Annotated in this window: 17 protein-coding genes; 12 read left to right on the top strand and 5 right to left on the bottom strand. The window is 64.6% G+C overall.

The window, feature by feature from the left end:
• Position 1 precedes the first annotated feature (1 nt).
• Entirely contained in the window at positions 2 to 463 is a 462-nt protein-coding gene (locus BLEFHOIH_RS03060) for an invasion associated locus B family protein (RefSeq protein WP_348626022.1), read from the bottom strand.
• A 450-nt stretch (positions 464 to 913) separates the two neighbouring features.
• On the opposite strand from BLEFHOIH_RS03060, the gene coxB reads away from it, so the two are divergent.
• The 6 genes from coxB to BLEFHOIH_RS03035 all read left to right on the top strand — a co-directional run bounded on the left by coxB (position 914) and on the right by BLEFHOIH_RS03035 (position 6263).
• A complete protein-coding gene (gene coxB / locus BLEFHOIH_RS03055) occupies positions 914 to 1756 on the top strand; it encodes a cytochrome c oxidase subunit II (RefSeq protein ID WP_245296857.1) in 843 nt (280 codons plus the stop codon).
• An 80-nt stretch (positions 1757 to 1836) separates the two neighbouring features.
• On the top strand, positions 1837 to 3438 hold the full coding sequence (gene ctaD, locus BLEFHOIH_RS03050; RefSeq protein ID WP_088343017.1) for a cytochrome c oxidase subunit I: 1602 nt from the start codon (positions 1837 to 1839) through the stop codon (positions 3436 to 3438).
• A gap of 118 nt (positions 3439 to 3556) precedes the next feature.
• A complete protein-coding gene (locus tag BLEFHOIH_RS03045; protein WP_088343016.1) occupies positions 3557 to 4489 on the top strand; it encodes a heme o synthase in 933 nt (310 codons plus the stop codon).
• Positions 4489 to 4656 (top strand): hypothetical protein, encoded by a 168-nt coding sequence (locus tag BLEFHOIH_RS26540; protein WP_170936964.1) that lies wholly within the window; start codon positions 4489 to 4491, stop codon positions 4654 to 4656. The genes BLEFHOIH_RS03045 and BLEFHOIH_RS26540 overlap by 1 nt, the downstream gene beginning before the upstream one ends.
• 10 nt (positions 4657 to 4666) lie before the next feature.
• Entirely contained in the window at positions 4667 to 5302 is a 636-nt protein-coding gene (locus tag BLEFHOIH_RS03040; RefSeq protein ID WP_088343015.1) for a cytochrome c oxidase assembly protein, read from the top strand.
• 49 nt (positions 5303 to 5351) lie between these two features.
• Complete coding sequence (locus tag BLEFHOIH_RS03035) at positions 5352 to 6263, top strand: cytochrome c oxidase subunit 3 (RefSeq protein ID WP_088343014.1); 912 nt, start codon at positions 5352 to 5354, stop codon at positions 6261 to 6263.
• A 288-nt stretch (positions 6264 to 6551) separates the two neighbouring features.
• Here the strand turns inward: BLEFHOIH_RS03035 and mutS are convergent, their stop codons facing one another.
• Positions 6552 to 9317 (bottom strand): DNA mismatch repair protein MutS, encoded by a 2766-nt coding sequence (mutS, locus tag BLEFHOIH_RS03030; protein WP_088343144.1) that lies wholly within the window; start codon positions 9315 to 9317, stop codon positions 6552 to 6554.
• 302 nt (positions 9318 to 9619) lie between these two features.
• Between mutS and BLEFHOIH_RS26990 the strand changes: the two genes are divergently transcribed.
• Complete coding sequence (locus BLEFHOIH_RS26990) at positions 9620 to 11890, top strand: NADP-dependent malic enzyme (RefSeq protein ID WP_088343143.1); 2271 nt, start codon at positions 9620 to 9622, stop codon at positions 11888 to 11890.
• 206 nt (positions 11891 to 12096) lie between these two features.
• Here the strand turns inward: BLEFHOIH_RS26990 and BLEFHOIH_RS26985 are convergent, their stop codons facing one another.
• Positions 12097 to 12321 carry a DUF1127 domain-containing protein gene (locus tag BLEFHOIH_RS26985; protein ID WP_245296846.1) on the bottom strand — a complete coding sequence of 75 codons (225 nt, stop codon included), beginning with the start codon at positions 12319 to 12321 and terminating at the stop codon, positions 12097 to 12099.
• A 135-nt stretch (positions 12322 to 12456) separates the two neighbouring features.
• On the opposite strand from BLEFHOIH_RS26985, the gene BLEFHOIH_RS03015 reads away from it, so the two are divergent.
• Positions 12457 to 13332: a LysR family transcriptional regulator gene (locus tag BLEFHOIH_RS03015; RefSeq protein ID WP_088343142.1), complete on the top strand. Its 876-nt coding sequence runs from the start codon at positions 12457 to 12459 to the stop codon at positions 13330 to 13332.
• Positions 13333 to 13765: 433 nt separating this feature from the next.
• On the opposite strand, the gene BLEFHOIH_RS03010 is transcribed toward BLEFHOIH_RS03015, so the two are convergent.
• Together BLEFHOIH_RS03010 and BLEFHOIH_RS03005 are read right to left on the bottom strand one after the other, a co-directional pair.
• On the bottom strand, positions 13766 to 14176 hold the full coding sequence (locus BLEFHOIH_RS03010; protein WP_088343012.1) for a MucR family transcriptional regulator: 411 nt from the start codon (positions 14174 to 14176) through the stop codon (positions 13766 to 13768).
• Between the two features lie 637 nt (positions 14177 to 14813).
• The gene (locus BLEFHOIH_RS03005) at positions 14814 to 16274 is read right to left on the bottom strand and encodes a sodium:proton antiporter (RefSeq protein ID WP_245296845.1); all 1461 of its coding nucleotides are present in this window, start codon (positions 16272 to 16274) and stop codon (positions 14814 to 14816) included.
• A 153-nt stretch (positions 16275 to 16427) separates the two neighbouring features.
• On the opposite strand from BLEFHOIH_RS03005, the gene msrB reads away from it, so the two are divergent.
• The 4 genes from msrB to BLEFHOIH_RS02985 all read left to right on the top strand — a co-directional run bounded on the left by msrB (position 16428) and on the right by BLEFHOIH_RS02985 (position 20990).
• On the top strand, positions 16428 to 16829 hold the full coding sequence (msrB, locus tag BLEFHOIH_RS03000; protein WP_088343011.1) for a peptide-methionine (R)-S-oxide reductase MsrB: 402 nt from the start codon (positions 16428 to 16430) through the stop codon (positions 16827 to 16829).
• Between the two features lie 109 nt (positions 16830 to 16938).
• A complete protein-coding gene (locus BLEFHOIH_RS02995; protein ID WP_088343140.1) occupies positions 16939 to 19089 on the top strand; it encodes a S9 family peptidase in 2151 nt (716 codons plus the stop codon).
• Positions 19055 to 19747, top strand: a complete 693-nt coding sequence (locus tag BLEFHOIH_RS02990; RefSeq protein WP_088343010.1) for a DNA-3-methyladenine glycosylase — start codon at positions 19055 to 19057, stop codon at positions 19745 to 19747. Before BLEFHOIH_RS02995 ends, BLEFHOIH_RS02990 begins: the two co-directional genes overlap by 35 nt.
• Before the next feature lie 268 nt (positions 19748 to 20015).
• Positions 20016 to 20990, top strand: a complete 975-nt coding sequence (locus BLEFHOIH_RS02985) for a complex I NDUFA9 subunit family protein (RefSeq protein WP_088343009.1) — start codon at positions 20016 to 20018, stop codon at positions 20988 to 20990.
• Positions 20991 to 21033: the final 43 nt, after the last annotated feature.

Below are 21033 nucleotides of genomic sequence, written 5' to 3'. Positions count from 1 at the left end.
CTCAGTTTAACTGCACCAGCCCGTCGGAAAAGCCGCCGAGCGAGATCGGCACGCCGATGCCGAATTCGGGCGTCTGGAAGATGATGAATACCGCGCTCTGGCCGGTCTTCATCTTCGAGATCAGCTCCTCATTGGCGACGACTTCCGCCACGCAGCCGACGGGGCCGCATTTCAGGAAAGGCGCATGGCCGACATCGACATTGTCGATCTTCAGGCCGAGCCCGGTCGGCAGCAGCACGCCGAGCGGCGCGACGACGCGCAAAATGCGGGTCTTGCCGTCATAGGAGCGCAGGAAGATCACCGTCAGCGACACGTTCGGCCGGTCCTCGGCCTTCACGCTCTGGACGAGCGCGCATTTCTCCTGCCGGGCGCCGGGCGGCTGGCCGCAGCGGAGCTGCCAGGAGCCGTGCGTCGCCTTGATCTGGCTGGAGCTGAGTTCGGGCCCCGCGGCTCGGGCCTGCACGGCGGCCGCAAGGATAAAGAGCAGCGTCCAAACCAACGAAGACCGTCTTGCCCTTATCACGCTCTGCTTTCTCCACTGACAATCATTCATATGCCGTCCGCGCACCGCTTAAACCGGGCGGGCGCTTAAGGTCAAGGCACGAATGGGAGGGAAAGGCTGTCTGCCACCTTTAAGGCCAAAGTGAGACTGCCTTGCGACAGCCCCGGTCCGCACGCAGCCCGACACGTGAAAATATGTCGCGAACGGGGGATAGGCGTTTACGCTCACAAATATTGTATATCTGGCTCGAACCGGCATAAGAAGGGTGCGCGTGCCGGTGAGGGCCCACGCCTGTTTGCAAACCGCCGCATTCTTTGCTTTCAGCAACGATAAGGGTTTCGAGGTGGACGGATGATGCTGATGAGCTTTCGAGGTTTGGGCCTGCGGTTGGCGGCGGGGCTTGCCTTCCTGATGCTGCCGGCTGTGGCGGCGTTCGCGGCCGAGGGGCGCCCGGAGAATTGGCAGATCGGTTTCCAGCCGGCCGCCACCCCCGTCGCCGAGCAGATGCACGGCTTCCATGATCTGGTGCTGGTCATCATGATCGCCATCGTGGTCTTCGTCACGGCGCTGCTGATCTGGGTGATGGTCCGCTATAATGCCAAGGCCAACCCGGTCCCGTCCAAGAACGCGCACAACACCACCATCGAAGTCGCCTGGACCATTATTCCGGTGCTGATCCTTTTGGTGATCGCGATCCCCTCCTTCCGGCTGCTCTATGCGCAATATGACGTGCCCAAGGCCGATGTGACGATCAAGGTGACGGGCCATCAGTGGTATTGGAGCTATGTCTATCCCGACCATGGCGGCTTCGGCTTCGATTCGCTGCTGGTCGAGCAGTCCGACATCAAGCCGGGACAGACCTACCTGCTCTCGGTCGACAATGAGGTCGTGGTGCCGGTGAACAAGGTCGTGCATCTCCTGATCACCTCGGACGACGTCATTCATGACTGGGCAATACCGGCTTTCGGCACCAAGGTCGACGCCATGAAGGGCCGCAATTCGCTCGCCTGGTTCCAGGCTACCGAAACCGGCACCTATTACGGCCAGTGCTCGGAATTGTGCGGCGCGCGCCATGCCTTCATGCCGATCGCGGTCCGCGTCGTCAGCGACGAGGAATTCGCGGCCTGGGTCGAGGGGGCCAAGCAGAAATTCACCGCCAGCATCGCCGCGCCGGTCCAGACCGCCGGGCATGAGGCGGAAGGTGCCAAGGCGGCCGGCAAGGCTCCGCTTGCGGTTGCCGCGAACGTTGATTGATAGGGCTGACCGGTCCAATCCGCGCGGGCGCAAAGCTTCAGGCCGGCGCGCGGGGGCCGCAATGAATAGAGGAACGGATCATGGCGACGAACGCTGAGGGTGGCACGCATGACAACCACGCGCCGGGCTTTGTCCAGCGCTGGCTTTTCTCCACCAACCACAAGGACATCGGCACGCTCTATCTGATCTTCGCCATTCTGGCGGGGATTTTCGGCGGCGCGCTCTCCGTCGGCATCCGCATGGAGCTGCAGGAGCCGGGGATGCAGATTTTCTCAAATCCGCATACCTATAATGTGTTCGTCACCTCGCACGGCCTGATCATGATCTTCTTCATGGTAATGCCGGCGATGATCGGCGGTTTCGGCAATTGGATGGTGCCCTTGATGATCGGCGCGCCGGACATGGCCTTCCCCCGCATGAACAACATCTCGTTCTGGCTGCTGCCGGCCTCCTTCACGCTGCTGATCCTGTCGCTCTTCGTCGAAGGCGATTCCGGCGGCACGGGCTTCGGCGGCGGCTGGACCATCTATCCGCCGCTCTCGACAACAGGCGCGCCTGGCCCCGCCATGGATCTCGCCATCCTGGCGCTGCACGTCGCCGGCGCCTCCTCGATCCTCGGCGCCATCAACTTCATCACCACCATCTTCAACATGCGCGCGCCGGGCATGACCCTGCATAAGATGCCGCTATTCGTGTGGTCGGTGCTGGTGACGGCCTTCCTGCTGCTGTTGTCGCTGCCTGTGCTCGCCGGCGCCATCACCATGCTGCTGACCGACCGCAATTTCGGCACCACCTTCTTCGATCCGGCCGGCGGCGGCGACCCGCTCCTGTTCCAGCACCTGTTCTGGTTCTTCGGCCATCCGGAAGTGTACATCCTGATCCTGCCCGGCTTCGGCATGATCTCGCACATCATCGCGACCTTCTCGCGCAAGCCCGTCTTCGGCTATCTCGGCATGGCCTACGCCATGGTTGCGATCGGCGTGATCGGCTTCATCGTCTGGGCGCATCACATGTATGCGGCGGGCATCAGCGTCGACACCCAGGCCTATTTCGTCTTCGCCACCATGGTGATCGCGGTGCCGACCGGCATCAAGATCTTCTCCTGGATCGCCACCATGTGGGGCGGCTCGATCACCTTCAAGACCCCGATGCTGTGGGCGATCGGCTTCATCTTCCTGTTCACCGTCGGCGGCGTGACCGGCGTGGTGCTGGCCAATGCCGGTATCGACCGCGCCTTCCACGACACCTATTATGTCGTGGCGCATTTCCACTACGTGCTCTCGCTCGGCGCGGTGTTCGCGATCTTCGCCGGCTGGTACTACTGGTTCCCGAAGATGACCGGCTACACCTACTCGGAATTCTTGGGCAAGCTGCATTTCTGGATCACCTTCGTCGGCGTGAACCTGATCTTCTTCCCGCAGCATTTCCTCGGCATGGCCGGCATGCCGCGCCGCTATGCGGATTACCCGGCCGAGTTCTCGGGCTGGAACTATGTCTCCTCGATCGGGTCCTATATCGCGGCCTTCAGCGTGGTGATCTTCATCGCCAGCATGATCTACGCCTTCCTGCGGGCGGAAAAAGCCGCCGCCAATCCGTGGGGCCCCGGCGCCACGACGCTGGAATGGACCTTGTCCTCGCCGCCGCCGTTCCACTCCTTTGAGGAACTGCCGCGGATCAAATAGACTGGCGGGCAGGCGGGGCTTCTCCCAGCCTTCTTGCCGCTTTGGACGGCCGGACGGGGCCGCGAAGCATCTCCTCTAGACCGGGCGGGGCCACCCCGCTCGGAAATGGTGGTCGGACATGAGCGACATCAGCGCAGCACAGACCCGGAATTTGCCTGAGGACGGCGGCGCGACGCAGGGCGCGCTGCGCGATTATCTCCTGCTGCTGAAACCGCGCGTCATGTCGCTGGCGATCTTCACCGCCCTCGCCGGCATGATCGCCGCGCCCGGTCCGCTGCATCCGCTGGTCGCCTTCACCGCATTGATCTTCATCGCGGCGGGGGCAGGGGCTTGCGGCGCGCTGAACATGTGGTACGACGCCGATATCGACCGCCAGATGAGCCGCACCGCGCTGCGCCCGATCCCGCAGAACCGCGTGCCGCCGGTGGAAGTGCTCAGCTTCGGCCTCGTGCTCGCCGCCGGTTCGGTGTTCTGCCTCGGCGTGCTGGTGAACTGGGTCGCGAGCGGCCTCCTGGCGCTGACCATCGCCTATTACATCGTCATCTACACCATGTGGCTGAAGCGCCGGACGCCGCAGAACATCGTCGTCGGCGGCGCGGCCGGGGCTTTCCCGCCGATGATCGGCTGGGCGGTGACGACGGGCAGCGTCTCGGTCGAAAGCATCCTGCTGTTCACCATCATCTTCCTCTGGACGCCGCCGCATTTCTGGGCGCTGGCGCTCTACCGGATGCGCGATTACGAGCGCGCGGGCGTGCCGATGCTGCCCAACGTCGCCGGCAAGGACGAGACGCGCCGCCAGATCCTGCTCTACAGCCTGCCGATGGCCGCCTCCGGCATCGCGCCCGGACTGATCGGGCTCGGCGGACCGCTCTATCTCGCCGTATCGACGGTGCTGGGCGCGATCTTCCTCTATCTCGCCTGGATGGTTTTCCGCCGCCGCGAAGGCCACCCGGCCGATAAGGCCGCGCGCGCCTTGTTCAGCTTTTCGATCTTCTATCTGTTCGCGCTGTTCGCCGTGCTGCTGGCGGAACATGGGCTGAGGCTGGTGTGATGCCCGAAGACAACCCGAACGACACCATCATCCTGACGCCGGAGGAAAAGCGCCGCCAGCGCATCCGCTCGCTCGCCATCGGCTGGGGCCTCGGCGTGCTGGCGCTGCTGTTCTTCCTGATGACCGTCGTCCGGCTGACGGGCAACATGGCCAGCCGGGGGCTTTGAGGTCGACACGATGAGCGATGAGGGCCGAGCCGCGAAAAACGCCAAGGCAGGCGCCGCCAACAAGCGGGTCGCGGCGAGCCTCGTGCTGTTCACCGCGCTGATGCTCGGCATGGCCTTCGCCGCCGTGCCGCTCTACCGGCTGTTCTGCCAGGCGACCGGCTATGCCGGCACGACGAAGCGCGCCGAGGCGCCATCGGCCAAGGCCATCGACCGCATGGTGACGGTCCGCTTCGACGCCAGCGTGTCCTCCTCGCTCGGCTGGAGCTTCCAGCCGGTGCAGCGCGAGCTCAAGCTGAGGCTCGGCGAGAACACCTTGGCTTTCTATCACGCCAAGAACCTGACCGACGAGCCCGTGACGGGCGTCGCGACCTTCAACGTCACCCCCGAGATCGCCGGCAGCTATTTCAACAAGGTCGAATGTTTCTGCTTCACCGAGCAGACGCTCGCAGCCGGGCAGACCGTCGACATGCCGGTCTCCTTCTTCGTCGACCCGGCCATCCTCGACGACCCGAGCGCCAGCCACGTCGAAGAAATCACGCTTTCATATACATTCTTCAAAGCGAATACGCCCGATCGCCCGGCCTCCGAGGGAGCGCCCAAAGGCGCGGCATCAAGGCAGTTGGAAAATGGGACACCACCCGGATAAAAGGGGCGGCAACGACGACGCGGACCGCCCGGGGACCAAGGGAACAGACATGGCCGACACTCACGCAAAGCATCATGATTACCACCTCGTCGATCCGAGCCCCTGGCCGCTGGCCGGTTCGGTCGCGGCGCTCGCCATGGCCATCGGCGCCGTCGCCTGGATGAAGACCAGCGCGGGCGGCGTGTTCGGCATTCAGGGGCCCTGGCTGTTCGCGGGCGGCTTCGCCGGCGTGCTGCTGGTGATGGCGATGTGGTGGCGCGACGTCATCGACGAGGCCGAGCACCGCCACCTGCACACGCCCGTCGTGCAGATGCATCTGCGCTACGGCATGATCCTGTTCATCGCCTCCGAGGTGATGTTCTTCGTCGCCTGGTTCTGGGCCTATTTCGACGTCGCCTTCTTCCCGGCCGACATCCACACCCTTCCCGGCACCAACGAAGTGCTCGGCGTCGTCGGCCGCGACGAGGTCACCGGCGGCAAGTGGCCGCCTATCCCGACCGGCGACGGCCGCTTCACCTCGACCTTCGATCCCTGGACGCTGCCGCTGGTCAACACCCTGATCCTTTTGACCTCCGGCACGACCGTCACCTGGGCGCATTACGCCCTCCAGGAAGGCGACCGCCGCGGCATGATCTGGGGCCTGTCGCTGACGGTGCTGCTGGGCATGCTGTTCACGGCGCTGCAGGCTTTCGAATACCACCACGCGCAGTTCCAGTTCGCCGGCCATATCTACGGCTCGACCTTCTTCATGGCGACCGGCTTCCATGGCTTCCACGTCATCGTCGGCACGCTGTTCCTGAGCATCATCCTGATCCGGGCGCTGCTGGGGCATTTCACCGAAAAGCACCATTTCGGCTTCGAGGCCGCCGCCTGGTACTGGCACTTCGTCGACGTGGTCTGGCTGTTCCTGTTCGTCAGCATCTATGTCTGGGGCGCGGGCACACCGGGCGCGCATCATTAGCGCGGGATCTTCTGGTCGGAGCTGACACGCTTCTCTTGCCGCAGTTCAGCCCTCTCCCATGGAAGACCTTTGCAAAACTTGCGATTCCTTCGCCCCGGCCGTTAGAGCCGGGGCCCACTCGCCTCTCCACTTGCCGCAGCAATAGCGGAAATATGATTGGGTCCCGGCTCGGCCTGACGGCCGTCCGGGACGACGGGGAGAGGACCTTCGATACGCAACGGTCTCCCAAGGGAGAGGGGGGAGCTGCGGCGAGGGTTGGCGCGGTGGTTCCGGCCAAGTGATCGAGCTCTAGCCCGGTGCGCTCTTTTCCCGGTCGAGCGCTTTCAGCCTGTAAAGCGCATCGAGCGCCTCGCGGGGCGACATGCTGTCGGGGTCGAGGGCGGCGAGCGCCCGGGCGAGCTCGGTGGCCGCCTTGTCCGGCTCGGGCTTCGGAGCGGCGGGCGCGAGCGCGGCGAAGAGCGGAAGGTCGCCCAGCGCCTCGGCATTCGGCTTGCCCTGTCCCTTCTCCAGCCGGGCGAGCACCTGCCGCGCGCGGGCGATCACCGGACCCGGCAATCCGGCAAGCTTTGCCACCTGGATGCCGTAGGAGCGGTCCGCCGCGCCCTCGACCACCTCGTGCAGGAAGACGATATTGTCCTTCCACTCCTTCACCGCGACCGTCACGTTCGTCGCGCAAGGCAGCTTTTCCGCCATCGCCGTCAGCTCGTGATAATGGGTCGCGAACAGGGCGCGGCACTTATTGACATTGTGCAGATGCTCGACCGCCGCCCAGGCGATCGAGAGCCCGTCGAAGGTCGCCGTGCCGCGGCCGATCTCGTCGAGGATGACGAGCGAGCGCTCGGTCGCCTGGTTGAGGATGGCGGCGGTCTCGACCATCTCGACCATGAAGGTCGAGCGGCCGCGCGCCAGATCGTCGGATGCCCCGACCCGGCTGAACAGGCGGTCGGCCACGCCGATATGCGCGGCGCGGGCGGGGACGAAGCTGCCCATCTGGGCGAGGATGACGATCAGCGCGTTCTGGCGCAGGAAGGTCGATTTGCCCGCCATGTTCGGCCCGGTGACGAGCCAGAGCCGTTCGCGGCTGAGATTGCAGCCATTGGCGATGAACGGCCCGGCCCGGCTCTTGGCCAGCGCCTGCTCCACGACGGGATGGCGGGCGGCCTCGATGGCGAAGGCGGTCGAGGCGTCGACCTCCGGGCGGCAATAGCCCTGCGCTTCGGCGAGTTCTGCAAGCGCGCAATAGACGTCGAGATCGGCGAGCGCGGCGGCGGCGGCGCTCAGCTTGCGCTCGTCCGCGAGGGCCTGGCGGCTCAGCGCGGCGAAGACCTCCAGCTCGATGGCGAGCGCCCGGTCGGCGGCGCCGGTTATGCGGGCTTCGGCGCTGGCGAGTTCCTCCGAGGTGAAACGCACCTGATTGGCGAGCGTCTGGCGGTGGCGGAAATTGTCCGAATGCGGCGGCTTCAGCAGAGGCCCGGCATTGGCGGCGGTGGTCTCGATGAAATAGCCGAGGAGATTGTTGTGCCGGATCTTCAGGCCCTTCACGCCGGTCTCGGCCGCGTAGCGCGCCTGCAAAGCCGCAATCATGCCCCGGCTGTCGTCGCGCAGGCGCCGGTTCTCGTCGAGATCGGCGCTGAAGCCGGCGCGGATGAAGCCGCCGTCGCGCTTCAGATGCGGCAGCTCATCGGCGAGCGCCGCCGACAGCTTCTCCGCCAGCGCCCCGTCAGCCGCCGCGAGCCGGTCTGAAATCGCGGCGATCTCGGCGGGGGCGCCGTCGGCCATCAGCGGTTCGGCGAGCAGGCGCGCGATCACCGCCGCGCAGGCAAGGCCATCGCGCAGTGCCCCGAGGTCGCGCGGGCCGCCGCGGTCGAGCGCGAGCCGCGACAAAGCGCGGGCGATGTCGGGCGCGGCTTTGAGGCAGTCGCGCAGCCGCGAGCGCAGCATCTGCCGGTCCTTGAGGAAGGCGACGGCGTCGAGCCGGGCATTGATGGCGGCGGGATCGGTGAGCGGGCTCGATAGCCGCGCGGCCAGTTCCCGGCTGCCGGCATTGGTCATGGTGCCGTCGATGGCGGCCATCAGGCTGCCCTGCTTGGCGCCTGCGAGCGAGCGCGTCATCTCCAGATTGGCGCGCGTCGCGGCATCGATGGCGAGGAACGCCCCGCCCCCGGCGCGGCGCGGCGGCCGCATCACCGGCTTCTGGCCGATCTGGGTGATCTCGACATATTTTAACAGCGCGCCGGTCGCGGCGAGTTCGCCCCGGCTGAAGCTGCCGAAGCCGTCCAACGCGTTGACGCCAAGCTCGGCCTTCAGCCCCGCCTCGCCGCTCGCCGCGCTGAAATAGGCGTTCGGCAAAGGCGTCAGAGCCGCGCCCGCATGGGCGATGATGCCGCGCAGAGCCTTGTCGCCGCTCAGCTCGTCGCTCATCAGCACTTCGCGCGAGGCGAGCCGCGCCAATTCGCCGGGCAGGTCCGCCGCCGCGCAGTCGCCGAGCAGAAACTCGCCCGTCGAGATATCGAGCGAGGCGAGCGCGAATTCCCCGCGTCCTCCGGCGGACGATCTGAACAGCGCGGTCAGAAAATTGTTCGCCGCCGCGTCGAGCAGGGTTTCCTCGGTGATGGTGCCGGGTGTGACGAGCCGCACCACGTCGCGCTTGACGACGGACTTGCCGCCGCGCTTCTTCGCCTCGGCCGGATCCTCGAGCTGCTCGCACACCGCGATCCGGAAGCCCGCCGCGATCAGCTTCTGCAGATATTCATCCGAGCGGATCACCGGCACGCCGCACATGGGGATATCCTCGCCCAGATGCTTGCCGCGTTTGGTGAGCTGGATGCCGAGCGCGCGCGAGGCCTGGACGGCGTCGTCGAAGAACAGCTCGAAGAAATCGCCCATGCGATAGAACAGCAGGCAGTCGGCGTGGGCCGCCTTGATCTTCACATATTGCGCCATCATCGGCGTTGCGGCGGCGTGGGACTCGTATTCGGCCGGCGTCACATCCCGGATGTCCCCGAATGTGCCGCTTTCCTCGTCAATCGCACGCCCAGCCGCGCGTTGCGTCATGCTCTGCCCCATCCGAACGCTGATGCAAATGCCACACAGATCGCCAGCGAAAAGGCATAGCGCGCTGCAACTGGGGCTGGAAAGTGCGGAGCTTAAGAAATGCACCGCTTGTTTCGTAACAATCCGGCAGCTATGGTCCAGCCTTAAAACACCAATGAATAAGAGGCTCTAAACGCCTCGAGGAAACCTCCAAGATCACCGCCATGACATTAGATATCCACGACAAAGCCGTCGCCAAGACCGCCATCGATAGCGAGCATGCATCGCCGGCGGACGTTTCGAAGCCGAGAAAGCCCGCCAAAATGCCCAAATCCGCCGACACCGCGTTCACGCGCCAGGACGCGCTGGAATTCCATCAGGTGGGCAAGCCGGGCAAGCTGGAGATCGTGCCGACTAAACCCTTGGCAACGCAGCGCGATTTGAGCCTCGCCTATTCGCCCGGCGTCGCCATTCCTGTCGAGGAAATCGCCAAGACGCCGAGCACGGCCTACGACTATACCGCCAAGGGCAACCTCGTCGCGGTGATCTCGAACGGCACCGCGATCCTGGGCATGGGCAATCTCGGCGCGCTGGCGTCGAAGCCGGTGATGGAAGGCAAGGCGGTGCTGTTCAAGCGCTTCGCTGACGTCGATTCCATCGACCTGGAAATCGGCACCGAGGATGTCGACCAGTTCATCAACGCCGTGCGCTATCTCGGGCCGTCCTTCGGCGGCATCAACCTGGAAGACATCCGCGCGCCCGACTGCTTCATCATCGAGCAGCAACTGCGCGAAATGATGGACATTCCCGTCTTCCACGACGACCAGCACGGCACCGCCATCATCGCCGCCGCCGGCCTCATCAATGCGCTGGACCTCACCGGCCGCGACATCCGCGACGTGAAGTTCGTCTGCAACGGCGCCGGATCGGCGGGCATCGCCTGCCTGGAACTCCTGAAGACCATGGGCCTGCGCCAGGAGAATTCGATTCTCTGCGACACCAAGGGCGTGATCTATAAGGGCCGCGAATTCGGCATGAACCAGTGGAAGTCGGCCCATGCCTCCGACACGCCCGCGCGCACGCTCGCCGAGGCGATGGTCGGGGCCGACGTGGTATTCGGCCTCTCCAGCGCCGGGTCGCTGACGCGCGAGATGATCGCAAGCATGGCGCCCAAGCCGATCATCTTCGCCATGGCCAACCCCGATCCGGAAATCACCCCGGAAGAGGTCGCCGGCATCCGCGACGACGCCATCATGGCGACCGGCCGCTCGGATTATCCGAACCAGGTCAACAATGTGCTGGGTTTCCCGTATATCTTCCGCGGCGCCCTCGACGTGCAGGCCTCGACCATCAATGACGCGATGAAGATCGCCGCCGCCGAGGCGCTGGCCGCACTCGCCCGCGAGGACGTGCCGGATAAAGTTGCCGCCGCCTATCAGGGCCGCCGCCTGCGTTACGGGCCGGATTACATCATCCCGGCGCCGTTCGATCCACGCCTCATCAGCCGCGTGCCCGAGGCCGTCGCCCGTGCGGCGATGGATTCCGGCGTCGCGCGCAAGCCGATCGCCGACATGGACGGCTACCGAGCGAGGCTAGACGGACGGCTCGATCCCGCCGCAGCCTTCCTGCATTCGATCTTCGCCCAGGTGCGGCAGAACCCCAAGCGCGTCGTCTTCGCCGAGGGCGAGGAGAACCGCGTCGTGCGCGCGGCCAATAATTTCTACAATTCCGGCCTCGGCACGCCGATCCTCGTCGGCCGCGAAGACCAGATCAAGAACGCCTTCCGCGTCAGCGGCCTCAATCACCGCGAGGGGATCGAGATCCACAATGCGCGGCTGTCGCATCAGAATCGCGAATATGCGGAGTTCCTTTATTCGCGTTTGCAGCGCAAGGGCTACCTCTTCCGCGACTGCCAGCGGCTCGTGAACAATGACCGCAATGTCTTTGCCGCCTGCATGGTCGCCTGCGGCCATGCCGATGCGCTGGTGACGGGCACGACGCGCAACTGGTCGACGGCTTTCGCCGACATCTCCCACGCGCTCGACCCGAAACCCTCGCATACGGTGATCGGCGTCTCGCTGGTCATTACGCAAGGGCGCAGTGTGCTGGTCGCGGACACCTCGGTGCATGACATGCCCAACGCTGAGCAACTGGCCAATATCGCGGTGGAAGCGGCGGCGGTGGCGGCGCGCCTCGGCTTTGAGCCGCGCGTCGCCATGCTGGCCTATTCGACCTTCGGCCATCCGCGCGGCGAGCGGTCGGAGCGCGTGGCGGAAGCGGTCAAGCTGCTCGACCGGCGCGGCGTCGATTTCGAATATGACGGCGAAATGGGGGCCGATGTCGCGCTGAACCGTGATGCGATGGCGCTCTATCCGTTCTGCCGCCTGTCCGATACGGCCAATGTTCTGGTGATGCCCGCCTTCCACTCGGCCAGCATCTCGACCAAGATGCTGCAGGAGCTGGGCGGCGGCACTGTCATCGGTCCGCTGCTGGTCGGCATGGCGAAGCCCGTCCAGATCGCCTCGCTCGGCGCGACCGACAGCGATCTAGTCAACCTGGCGGCGCTGGCGGCTTACGATATTTCGGGGTGCTGAGCGGGGAATGGCGGCGGCTTCACATTTGAGGTTGCCGCGTCCTCTCCTCCTTCGGCCCGGGCAGGGTGTTCTTGCGCTGTCCGGGGCGGTATTTGAACGCGTAGCCTTCGAATTTTCAAGTCATCGAGGCTACGAAAATACAAAGCGCGGACGGTCCTAACGAACCGGCCGCGCTCTCATTTCGGCTATACAGCCGCTCGCCGCGATCAGATCTTGTTCCAATCATGCGGCTGGTTCGCGATGCGGACGACGTCGGCGCGGGTCAGGCCAATATCCTTCAGCATGTGGTCATCGAGCTCCAGCAAAGCACGGCGCTGGCGCCGCTGTTCGGCATAGGATTCCAGCCGCAGCATCATACGGGACACCAGGCTGGGGCCCTGACGCGACGGCGCGGCGACCGAACGGCCCGCTTCGAAAGAGTCGGATCTCATCAACATATCTTGCACTCCTGCAATGGCTCGAAAATTTGGAGATGCGCGCGCAGTCCATAGATAAGGTTCCCCTTTGCATAAGCCAAACGAATGTTTATGATGATGATCATTAGCGATCGTTATGCAGGTGGCATCATGCGCAGAGATATCGATATCGGTTTGCTCCGGGCCTTCGTCGCCGTGGCGGAGACGGGCGGCATGACCAGCGCGGCGCGGGCTTTGAACCTCACCCAGGCGGCGGTCAGCCAGCAGATCCGGCGGCTGGAGGAGTTTTTCGACATCCCGCTTTTCACGCGCGGCAACCGCAAGCCCGAGCTGACGCCATCGGGCGAGCGGCTGTTCGCCTATTCGCGGCGGATGCTGTCGCTCAATGACGAGGTCTGGGGCATGATGACCTCGCCGGATTTCGAGGGCGAAGTGAAGCTGGGCGTGCCGCATGACATCGTCACCCCCTTCATCCCGCCGATCCTGAAGAGTTTCAACACCCATTGGCCGCGCGTGCGTGTCACGCTGGTTTGCCTTGCCACCTTCAAGCTCTTGAGATTGCTCGACGATCGCGAAATCGATCTGACGCTGACCACCGAGAGCCTGCCCGGCGACCGAGGCGAGTTGCTGCTGCCGGACCAATTGGTCTGGGTCGGCGCGCGTGGCGGCGATGCCCATAAGCGGCGGCCGCTGCCGGTCTCGTTCGGCGACGGCAGTTGTGCGTTCCGGGCCGCCACGGTCAAGGCGCTCGGCAATGCCGGCATCGACTGGCGGCTGACTTGCGAGACCAGTGACTTCAATCCATATTGCGCCACACTGGAGGCAGATCTCGCCGTCGCGCCGATGCTGAAACTGGCCGTGCCGCGCAGCCTGCAAGTGCTCGGCGCCGCGGAAGGGCTGCCGCCGCTACCGGTGTTCTACATCAACCTGCGGATGCCGGCTGCCGGTGGCAGCGAAATCGCCGACGAGATGGCCCGCTTCATCCGCACCGGATTCGCCACGCCCTATCAATCGCTTGCGGCTTAGGCCGGGGGCCTCGTCAGGCGGGCAGGAAGCGACCGGAGCAGTTCATCGGGGCGCTTCCCTTGCGCTGACGGACGGGGCGATGAATGGGAGAGACCCGCCGATCGCGCGGGGCGTCAGCCGACGTCGCGCTTCCTATCTCCGTCGCCCCGGACGGCGCGAAGTGCCGGGCCAGTGTCCAATCATCGCCCGACTCGGGAGTAGGCCGGGTGATATTCGTGCGCTCGGCATGCCTCGAATCGGCGCATCGAACCCCTTAATGCCGGTCCCCACCGAGACGATCAACCCGCACCAGTAAACTGCTGATTCTACTGCGAATACTGCCCTCACGGACCGGCCTTGCGCCACCCGTGCAACCGCGCCTCGCACAAAGCAAAACCTCCGCCTGATGGCGGAGGTTTGAAGACTTCAGGCTTTGGACTCGAGCTCGCGACGCTTATTTGCGACGCTGGCCAAGACCCATTTTCTTTGCGAGTGCAGACCGTGCCGCCGCATAGTTCGGCGCGACCATCGGATAGTCGTGAGGCAGGCCCCATTTGTCGCGGTATTCTTCCGGCGACATGTTGTAATGGGTGCGCAAGTGACGCTTCAGCGACTTGAACTTTTTGCCATCCTCCAAACAGACGATGTACTCAGGCGTCACCGAACGCTTGACCGGAACGGCCGGCTTCAGCTCTTCGCTGGGCGGCTGGGTCGCGTTCACAGACGCGCGCGACAAAGCGTCGTGCACATCGTTGATGATGTTCGGGAGGTCGCCAGCAATCACGGTGTTATTGCTGACATAGGCGGAGACAATGGTGGTTGTGAATTCAACCAGCTCATTGTTGTCTGATTTCATATCCATCATATGCGGTCTCCTGGCGTCCTTTGCGGACATCGTTCAGTTCATTCCATCAGCTCCGGGGGAGTCTGGGGTTCCGTCCGGAGCCTAATTCTCTAGGCAGCAAAGATGAAGATAATGGTCCCGCCGGATAGGCTCGCGTATTTTTGATAAAGCCCGAATGGACCTCACTATCTTCTCAGATCATAATATTCGAAATTGCTCGGTATTCAAGGAAAACTAATTAGTTTGGTCTAAAGAATAACCCCCACAAACAGTAAGTTGATAAGCGTGCCTGATAAGGCTCATATTTTACGGATGTTCTTATGGTAAAGCCGGAAATCGAGGGACAGAACGTACCGCTTCTGTGAATTTTTTCCGTTCAAAATCACCATATGCGCGGTGCATCCACCTCCAAACTCCTCATCTCATCTGGGCTGTCCCTGGTTTTTTTGAATTACGCGCACGCCGACGGGTGCGAGCATTCAGCCATACCGTAAAAAGTCGGAAATAGATAAATCTTTACCGGAGTTAGACCGGTAAGCGCTTGGCTTTCAACTGCCAAGCATTTGGAGCATTTTTGTGGAACGGCAATGCGGCGGTATGCCGCAGTTGATGAGTAGTAATGCTAACAGAGGCACAAATGCCGCAGCGTTGACGCCTTCTAGCGAAAAAATAGAAACGTGATCAGGGCAAATACGGGCAGCAGAAACACGGCCGCCCAGGCCATATAGCCGAAGAAGCTGGGCATCGGCACGCCCTGGCTCTCCGCGATGGACTTGACCATGAAGTTGGGCGCGTTGCCGATATAGCTGTTGGCTCCCATGAACACAGCACCCGCCGAGATTGCCAGCAAGGTGTTTGCCAGCGGCCCTTGCAACTCAGCCGGATCGCCGCCCGCGGCATTGAAGAAGATCAGATAGGTCGGCGCATTGTCCAAAAGGCTCGACAATAGTCCGGTCACCCAGAAATACATGGCGTTATTGGGGCCGCCGCCCGGCTCGCTGACGAGGTCCATCAGCGAGGCGAGGGCGCCGGAGCGCCCCGCATGCAGAATCGCGATGGCGGGTATGATGGTGACGAAGATGCCGGCGAAGAGCTTGGCCACTTCCAGCACCGGCTCCCAGGTGAAGCGATTGGCCTCGCGCGTCTGCCCCGGCGTCACCGCGAGCGAAATCGCGGCAAGCGCGACCAATGCCGCATCGCGCGCCAGTCCGGAAAGCGGCAGTTCGATTCCCCGCAGCGTCACCGCCCCCAAGTCCAGCGTTCCGCTCGCCAGCACGGCGCCCATCAGCAGAACCAGCAGCGCCATATTGGCAAAGCCGGTGACGAAGAGCGGCCGGTCCGGGCTAGGGTCGCGCGGCAGATGGCCTTCTCTCGCATAATAGGCGCGGTCGAGCAGGAAAAATGCCGCCAGCAGGATGCCGGACACGGTCAGCATCGGGAGGGCCATGGCCTTCAGCGGCCAGAAGAAATCGACGCCCTTCAGGAAGCCGAGAAACAAGGGCGGGTCGCCGAGGGGGGTGAGCGATCCGCCGATATTGGAGACCAGGAATATGAAGAAGACGACCGTGTGGGCGCAATGTTTGCGATCGTCATTGGCGCGCAGCAGCGGGCGGATCAGGATCATCGAGGCGCCTGTGGTGCCGACGATGCTGGCGAGCCCCGTCCCGGCGGCGAGAAAGCCGGTATTGACCAGCGGCGAGCCGTGCAGATTTCCGCCGACGAAAATGCCGCCTGCGATGGTGAACAGCGATCCGACCAGGATGATGAAGGGCAGATATTCCAGAAACAGCGTGTGCAGCAGCGTGTCGAGCGCCGGCGCGAAGCCGAATTGCACAGCGAACGGCGCCAGAAACGCCATTGCCCAGACCAGCGCCACCTTGCCATAATGATGGTGCCAGAAGCCCGGCGCGAGGAGTGGCAGCAGCGCGATCGACAGGAGGATGCCCGCAAATGGCAGCGTCCAGATCAGCCCCAACCGGCCGCCATCTGGCCCGTGCCGGGCAGCCTCCGCCGCAAAGGCAAGCTCCGGATCGAGAAAAACGTAGATGAATGCCAGCGCCGGCACCATGATTGCGGCGGGTCCGGCGAAACAGCGATAGAGGAAATGGCCCTGCGTCATGCTGTCCTGAGATCGATTGCTGCCGGGATGGTGGGATAACGCGCAGTTGACCGTAGAAGCGCGGCCGTCTGATCCGCAAGCACTTATAATGCAGCCGCTTTCGCCCCCATATCGGGGTGACGCTTCAGACACAGTCCAGGGAGTGATAAGCCGATGGGGAACGACCCGATCAAGAAGAGTGACGCGGAGTGGAAAGCCCAGCTTTCGCCCGAGGCCTATTATGTGACCCGCAAGCATGGCACGGAGCGCGCCTTTACCAGCCCGCTCAATGCCGAAAAGCGGACCGGCACCTATCACTGCGTCGCCTGCGGCGAGGCGCTGTTCTCCTCCGAGGCCAAATTCGAGTCCGGCACCGGCTGGCCGAGCTTCTACAAGCCGGCGGAGGGTGCGGCGGTCGGCGAGAAGGAGGATCGTTCCTTATTCATGCGCCGCACCGAAGTGCACTGCGCCCGCTGCGAGGCCCATCTCGGGCACGTCTTTCCAGACGGCCCACGCCCCACCGGGTTGCGCTATTGCATCAACGGCGTGGCGCTCGAATTTGCGCCCAAAGATTAGCCCGGCGGCTTGAATGCGGGGCGTGCCCGCGTCTATGGTCGCCAATGCCGCCTGCCCGCCGCGCGCCGCCCGGCCGGTCCCTCCCATTCCGCATCCGGTCGAGGACGCCATGTCAGACACCCAAAAAACGCAAAGACCCCTCGCGCCCACGGCTGAAAAGCGGCCGCTGCGCAGCCTGCATCACGGCATCGAGCGCTTCGACGATTACGCCTGGCTGCGCGCCGACAATTGGCAGGAGGTGATGCGCGACCCGTCCGTGCTGGCCGAGGACATCCGTTCCTATCTGTCCGCCGAGAATGCTTATACGGAAAGCGTGCTCGCCCAAACCGAGGCGCTGCTGGAGACGCTGTTCCAGGAGATGAAGGGGCGCATCAAGGAAGATGATTCGACCGTCCCGGCGCGCGACGGCCCCTGGGCATATTTCGTCAGCTTCGTCACCGGCGGCCAGCATCCCCTGTTCTGCCGCGAGCCCGAGGGCGGCGGCGAGAAACAGGTGCTGCTCGACGGCAACAAGCTCGCCGAGGGCCAGGCCTATTTCGATATTGCCAGCGCCACGCACAGCCACGATCACCGTCTGCTCGCCTATGGCGTCGACGACCGCGGCTCGGAATTCTACACGCTGAAGCTGCGCGATCTGGACAAGGGCGCCGACCTCGCCGACGTCATCCCGGAGACGACCGGACAGGGCGTCTGGAGTGCGGACGGGCAATGGCTGTTCTACACGCGGCTCGACGAAAACCACCGGCCGCGCCAGGTCTACCGCCACCGCCTCGGCACGCCGGCGGAAGAGGATATTCTCGTCTATGACGAGCCCGACACCGGATTCTATGTCTCCGTCAGCGAGACGTCCGACCGGCGCTACATCCTGCTGCAATCGGGCGACCACCAGACCTCGGAAGTGCACCTGCTCGACAGCGCCAATGTCGATGCCGAGCCGATCCTGGTCTCGGGGCGCGAGCAGGATCACGAATATTCCGTCGACCACCGCGACGACCGGCTGATCATCCTCACCAATTCCGGCGGGGCGGAGGATTTCCGCATCGTCGAGGGCGTGCCCGGCGCCAGCCGCGAAAGCTGGCGCGAGCTCGAGCCGCACCGGCCCGGCCGCCTCATCCTCGACGTGCTGGTGTTCCGCGATTTCCTCGTCCGGCTGGAGCGCGAGCAGGGCCTGCCGCGCCTCGTCATCCGGCGCTTCGAGGATGGCCAGGAGCATTCCATCGCCTTCGACGAGGAGGCCTATTCGCTGAGCGCCATGTCTGGCTATGAGTTCGCGACCAACAATCTGCGCTTCAGCTATTCCTCGATGACGACGCCGAGCCAGATTTTCGACTATGACATGGCGACCCGCGAGCGCCGCCTGCGCAAAACCCAGGAAGTACCGACCGGCCACCGCCCGCAGGACTACATCACCGCCCGCGTCTTCGCCCCCGCCGAGGATGGCGAACTGGTGCCGGTCTCGCTGCTCTACCGCCGCGATACCCCGCTCGACGGCTCGGCCCCGCTGCTGCTCTACGGCTATGGCTCCTATGGCATGGCGATGCCGGCGAGCTTTTCGACCAACCGGCTGAGCCTCGTGGATCGCGGCTTCATCTACGCCATCGCCCATATTCGCGGCGGCAAGGACAAAGGCTATGGCTGGTACCGCACCGGGCGGCGCAATCTGAAGGTCAACACCTTCACCGACTTCATCGCGGCGGGCCGCTATCTGGCCAGCAACGGCTTCACCAAGCCCGGCAACATCGTCGCCCACGGCGGATCGGCGGGTGGCATGCTGATGGGCGCCGTCGCCAATATGGCGCCGGAGCTGTTCAAGGGCGTCATCGCCGAAGTGCCCTTCGTCGACGTGCTGACCACCATGCTCGACGCCTCGCTGCCGCTCACGCCGCCGGAATGGCCCGAATGGGGCAATCCGCTGGCGAGCAGCGTCGACTACCTGACCATCGCGGCCTACTCGCCCTACGACAATGTCAGCGCCCAGAACTATCCGCACATCCTGGCGCTCGCCGGGCTGACCGATCCGCGCGTCACCTATTGGGAGCCGGCGAAATGGGTGGCGAAGCTGCGCGCCCTGAAGACGGACGGCAATCTCCTGCTCTTGCGCACCAATATGGAAGCGGGCCATGGCGGTGCTTCGGGCCGCTTCGACCGGCTGAAGGAAGTCGCGCTCTCCTATGCCTTCGCGCTAATGATCGCCGGCCGCGCCGGGCAACTGGAGGGGACCGCCAATGGCGAAGCGTCCGCGGCGCAAACCGGCGCCTGAGCCGGCGGAATTGCCGCTCGCCATCGCGACGGAAGCGGACCTGGAAGCCCATGTCGCGGCGCTGATCGCGATTGAGCCGTATTTCGGCACCATCCAGGCGTTGACCGGGCCGCTGCCGATGCGCCAGCTCGACCCTGGCTTTCACGGCTTGTTCTGGATCATCAGCGGCCAGCAGATTTCGGTTGCGGCCGGCCGCGCCATCTTCAACCGCGCCGAGGCTGCGCTCGGCACGCTCACGCCGGAGAATGTCGCTGGCGTCGATGATACGGTGCTGAAGACGGCGGGGCTTTCGGGGCCGAAAATCCGGACGCTGCGCGCGGTGTCGGCGGCGCTGCTGTCAGGCGAACTCGATCTGCCCGGCCTGCTCGAGCTGGAGCCCGAGGACGCCATCGCGCATCTCTCCGCCGTCAAGGGCATCGGCCGCTGGACGTCGGAGGTCTACCTCCTGTTCGCCCTCGGCCATCCCGACATCTTTCCCGCCGGCGACCTCGCCTTGAAAGAAGGCGCCCGCCTCGCCTTCGACCTCGCCGAGCGCCCCTCCGAGAAGGAGCTCATCGCCCGCGCCGAAGCGTGGCACCCGCATCGCTCCGCCGCCGCGCGCCTGATCTGGGCCTATTATGGCGCGGTGAAATCCGGCAAGCAGACGACGCCGGTTTAGCGGCCTCCTACGGTCCGATGGAGAAAGGGCGGCGCGCGTCGGCCCGCTGGGTCGGGGCCCTTTGCGCCGAGCTCTCGCAACCGGGAGGTAGCGCCGCGGCAATTGGCGGGTCGTGCCGCCGGCTTGCCCGACCATGTTTCAACGCCCAATCCTGCGCCCAAAGCCGCACCTGCCGCATCGGCGCTTCACAAAGTGGTGTCTGCCAGTGTAAGCGGAATGCGGGGATTCTTCCGCGCGATCGCTCAACAAACGAAAAGACGGATCAGCCATGGCCATCACGCTCAACAGCTCGACCTTGGTGACGGTGTTCGGCGGCTCGGGCTTTCTCGGGCGCTATGTGGTGCAGGCGCTCGCGCGCACCGGCTGCCGCGTCCGCGTCGCGGTGCGCCAGCCGCATCTGGCCGGCTTCCTGCAGCCGCTCGGCAGCGTCGGCCAGATCCACCCGGTGCAGGCCAATCTGCGTTTCCCGGCCTCGGTCCGGCGCGCCGCTGAAGGTGCGGACGGCGTCGTCAATCTCGTCGGCATCCTGCAAGCCTCGGGCAAGCAGAATTTCCGCGCCATCCAGGCCGAGGGCGCGGGTGTCGTCGCGCGCGCGGCGCGGGAGGCGGGCGCCCGGGCGCTCGTCCATATCTCGGCCATCGGTGCGAACCGGTCGAGCCCGTCGGCCTATGCCCGCAGCAAGGGCGAGGGCGAGGATCTGGTCAGCGCCGCCTTTCCGACCGCCAGCATTCTGCGCCCCTCGATCGTGTTCGGGCCGGAGGATGATTTCTTCAACCGCTTCGCCTCTTTGTCGCGCTTGTCGCCCTTCATGCCGCTGATCGGCGGCGGTCGCACGCGCTTCCAGCCGGTCTATGTCGCCGATGTGGCGCGCGCCGTCATCGCCGGGCTCGACGGCCGTGCTCGGCCCGGCGTGCCCTATGAGCTGGGCGGCCCCGCCGTCTACACGTTCCGCGAACTGCTCGACCTCGTCGCCGAATATACTGAGCGCAAGCGGCCCTATTTCCCGCTGCCCTTCTGGCTGGCCAAGCTCCAGGGTGCGATCCTGCAAGTGTTACCCAATGCGCCGCTGACCCTCGATCAGGTGCGGATGTTGCAGGTCGACAATGTCGTCAGCGAGGAAGCCGTCTCCGAGGCGCGCACCCTGCAGACGCTCGGCATCGAGCCGCAAGCGCTGGAGACCATCGTACCGCGCTACCTCGTGCGCTTCCGCCCCAAGGGCGAGTTTTCGACCCGGGCGATTTGAGGGGCGGGGCGCAGTGCGCTCCAAGGCAGCCCGCGCCCCAGCG

Source organism: Rhodomicrobium sp. R_RK_3, assembly GCF_002198715.1.
Classification (GTDB): Bacteria; Pseudomonadota; Alphaproteobacteria; order Rhizobiales; family Rhodomicrobiaceae; genus R-RK-3.
This window is presented reverse-complemented; position numbering and strand designations above follow the sequence as displayed.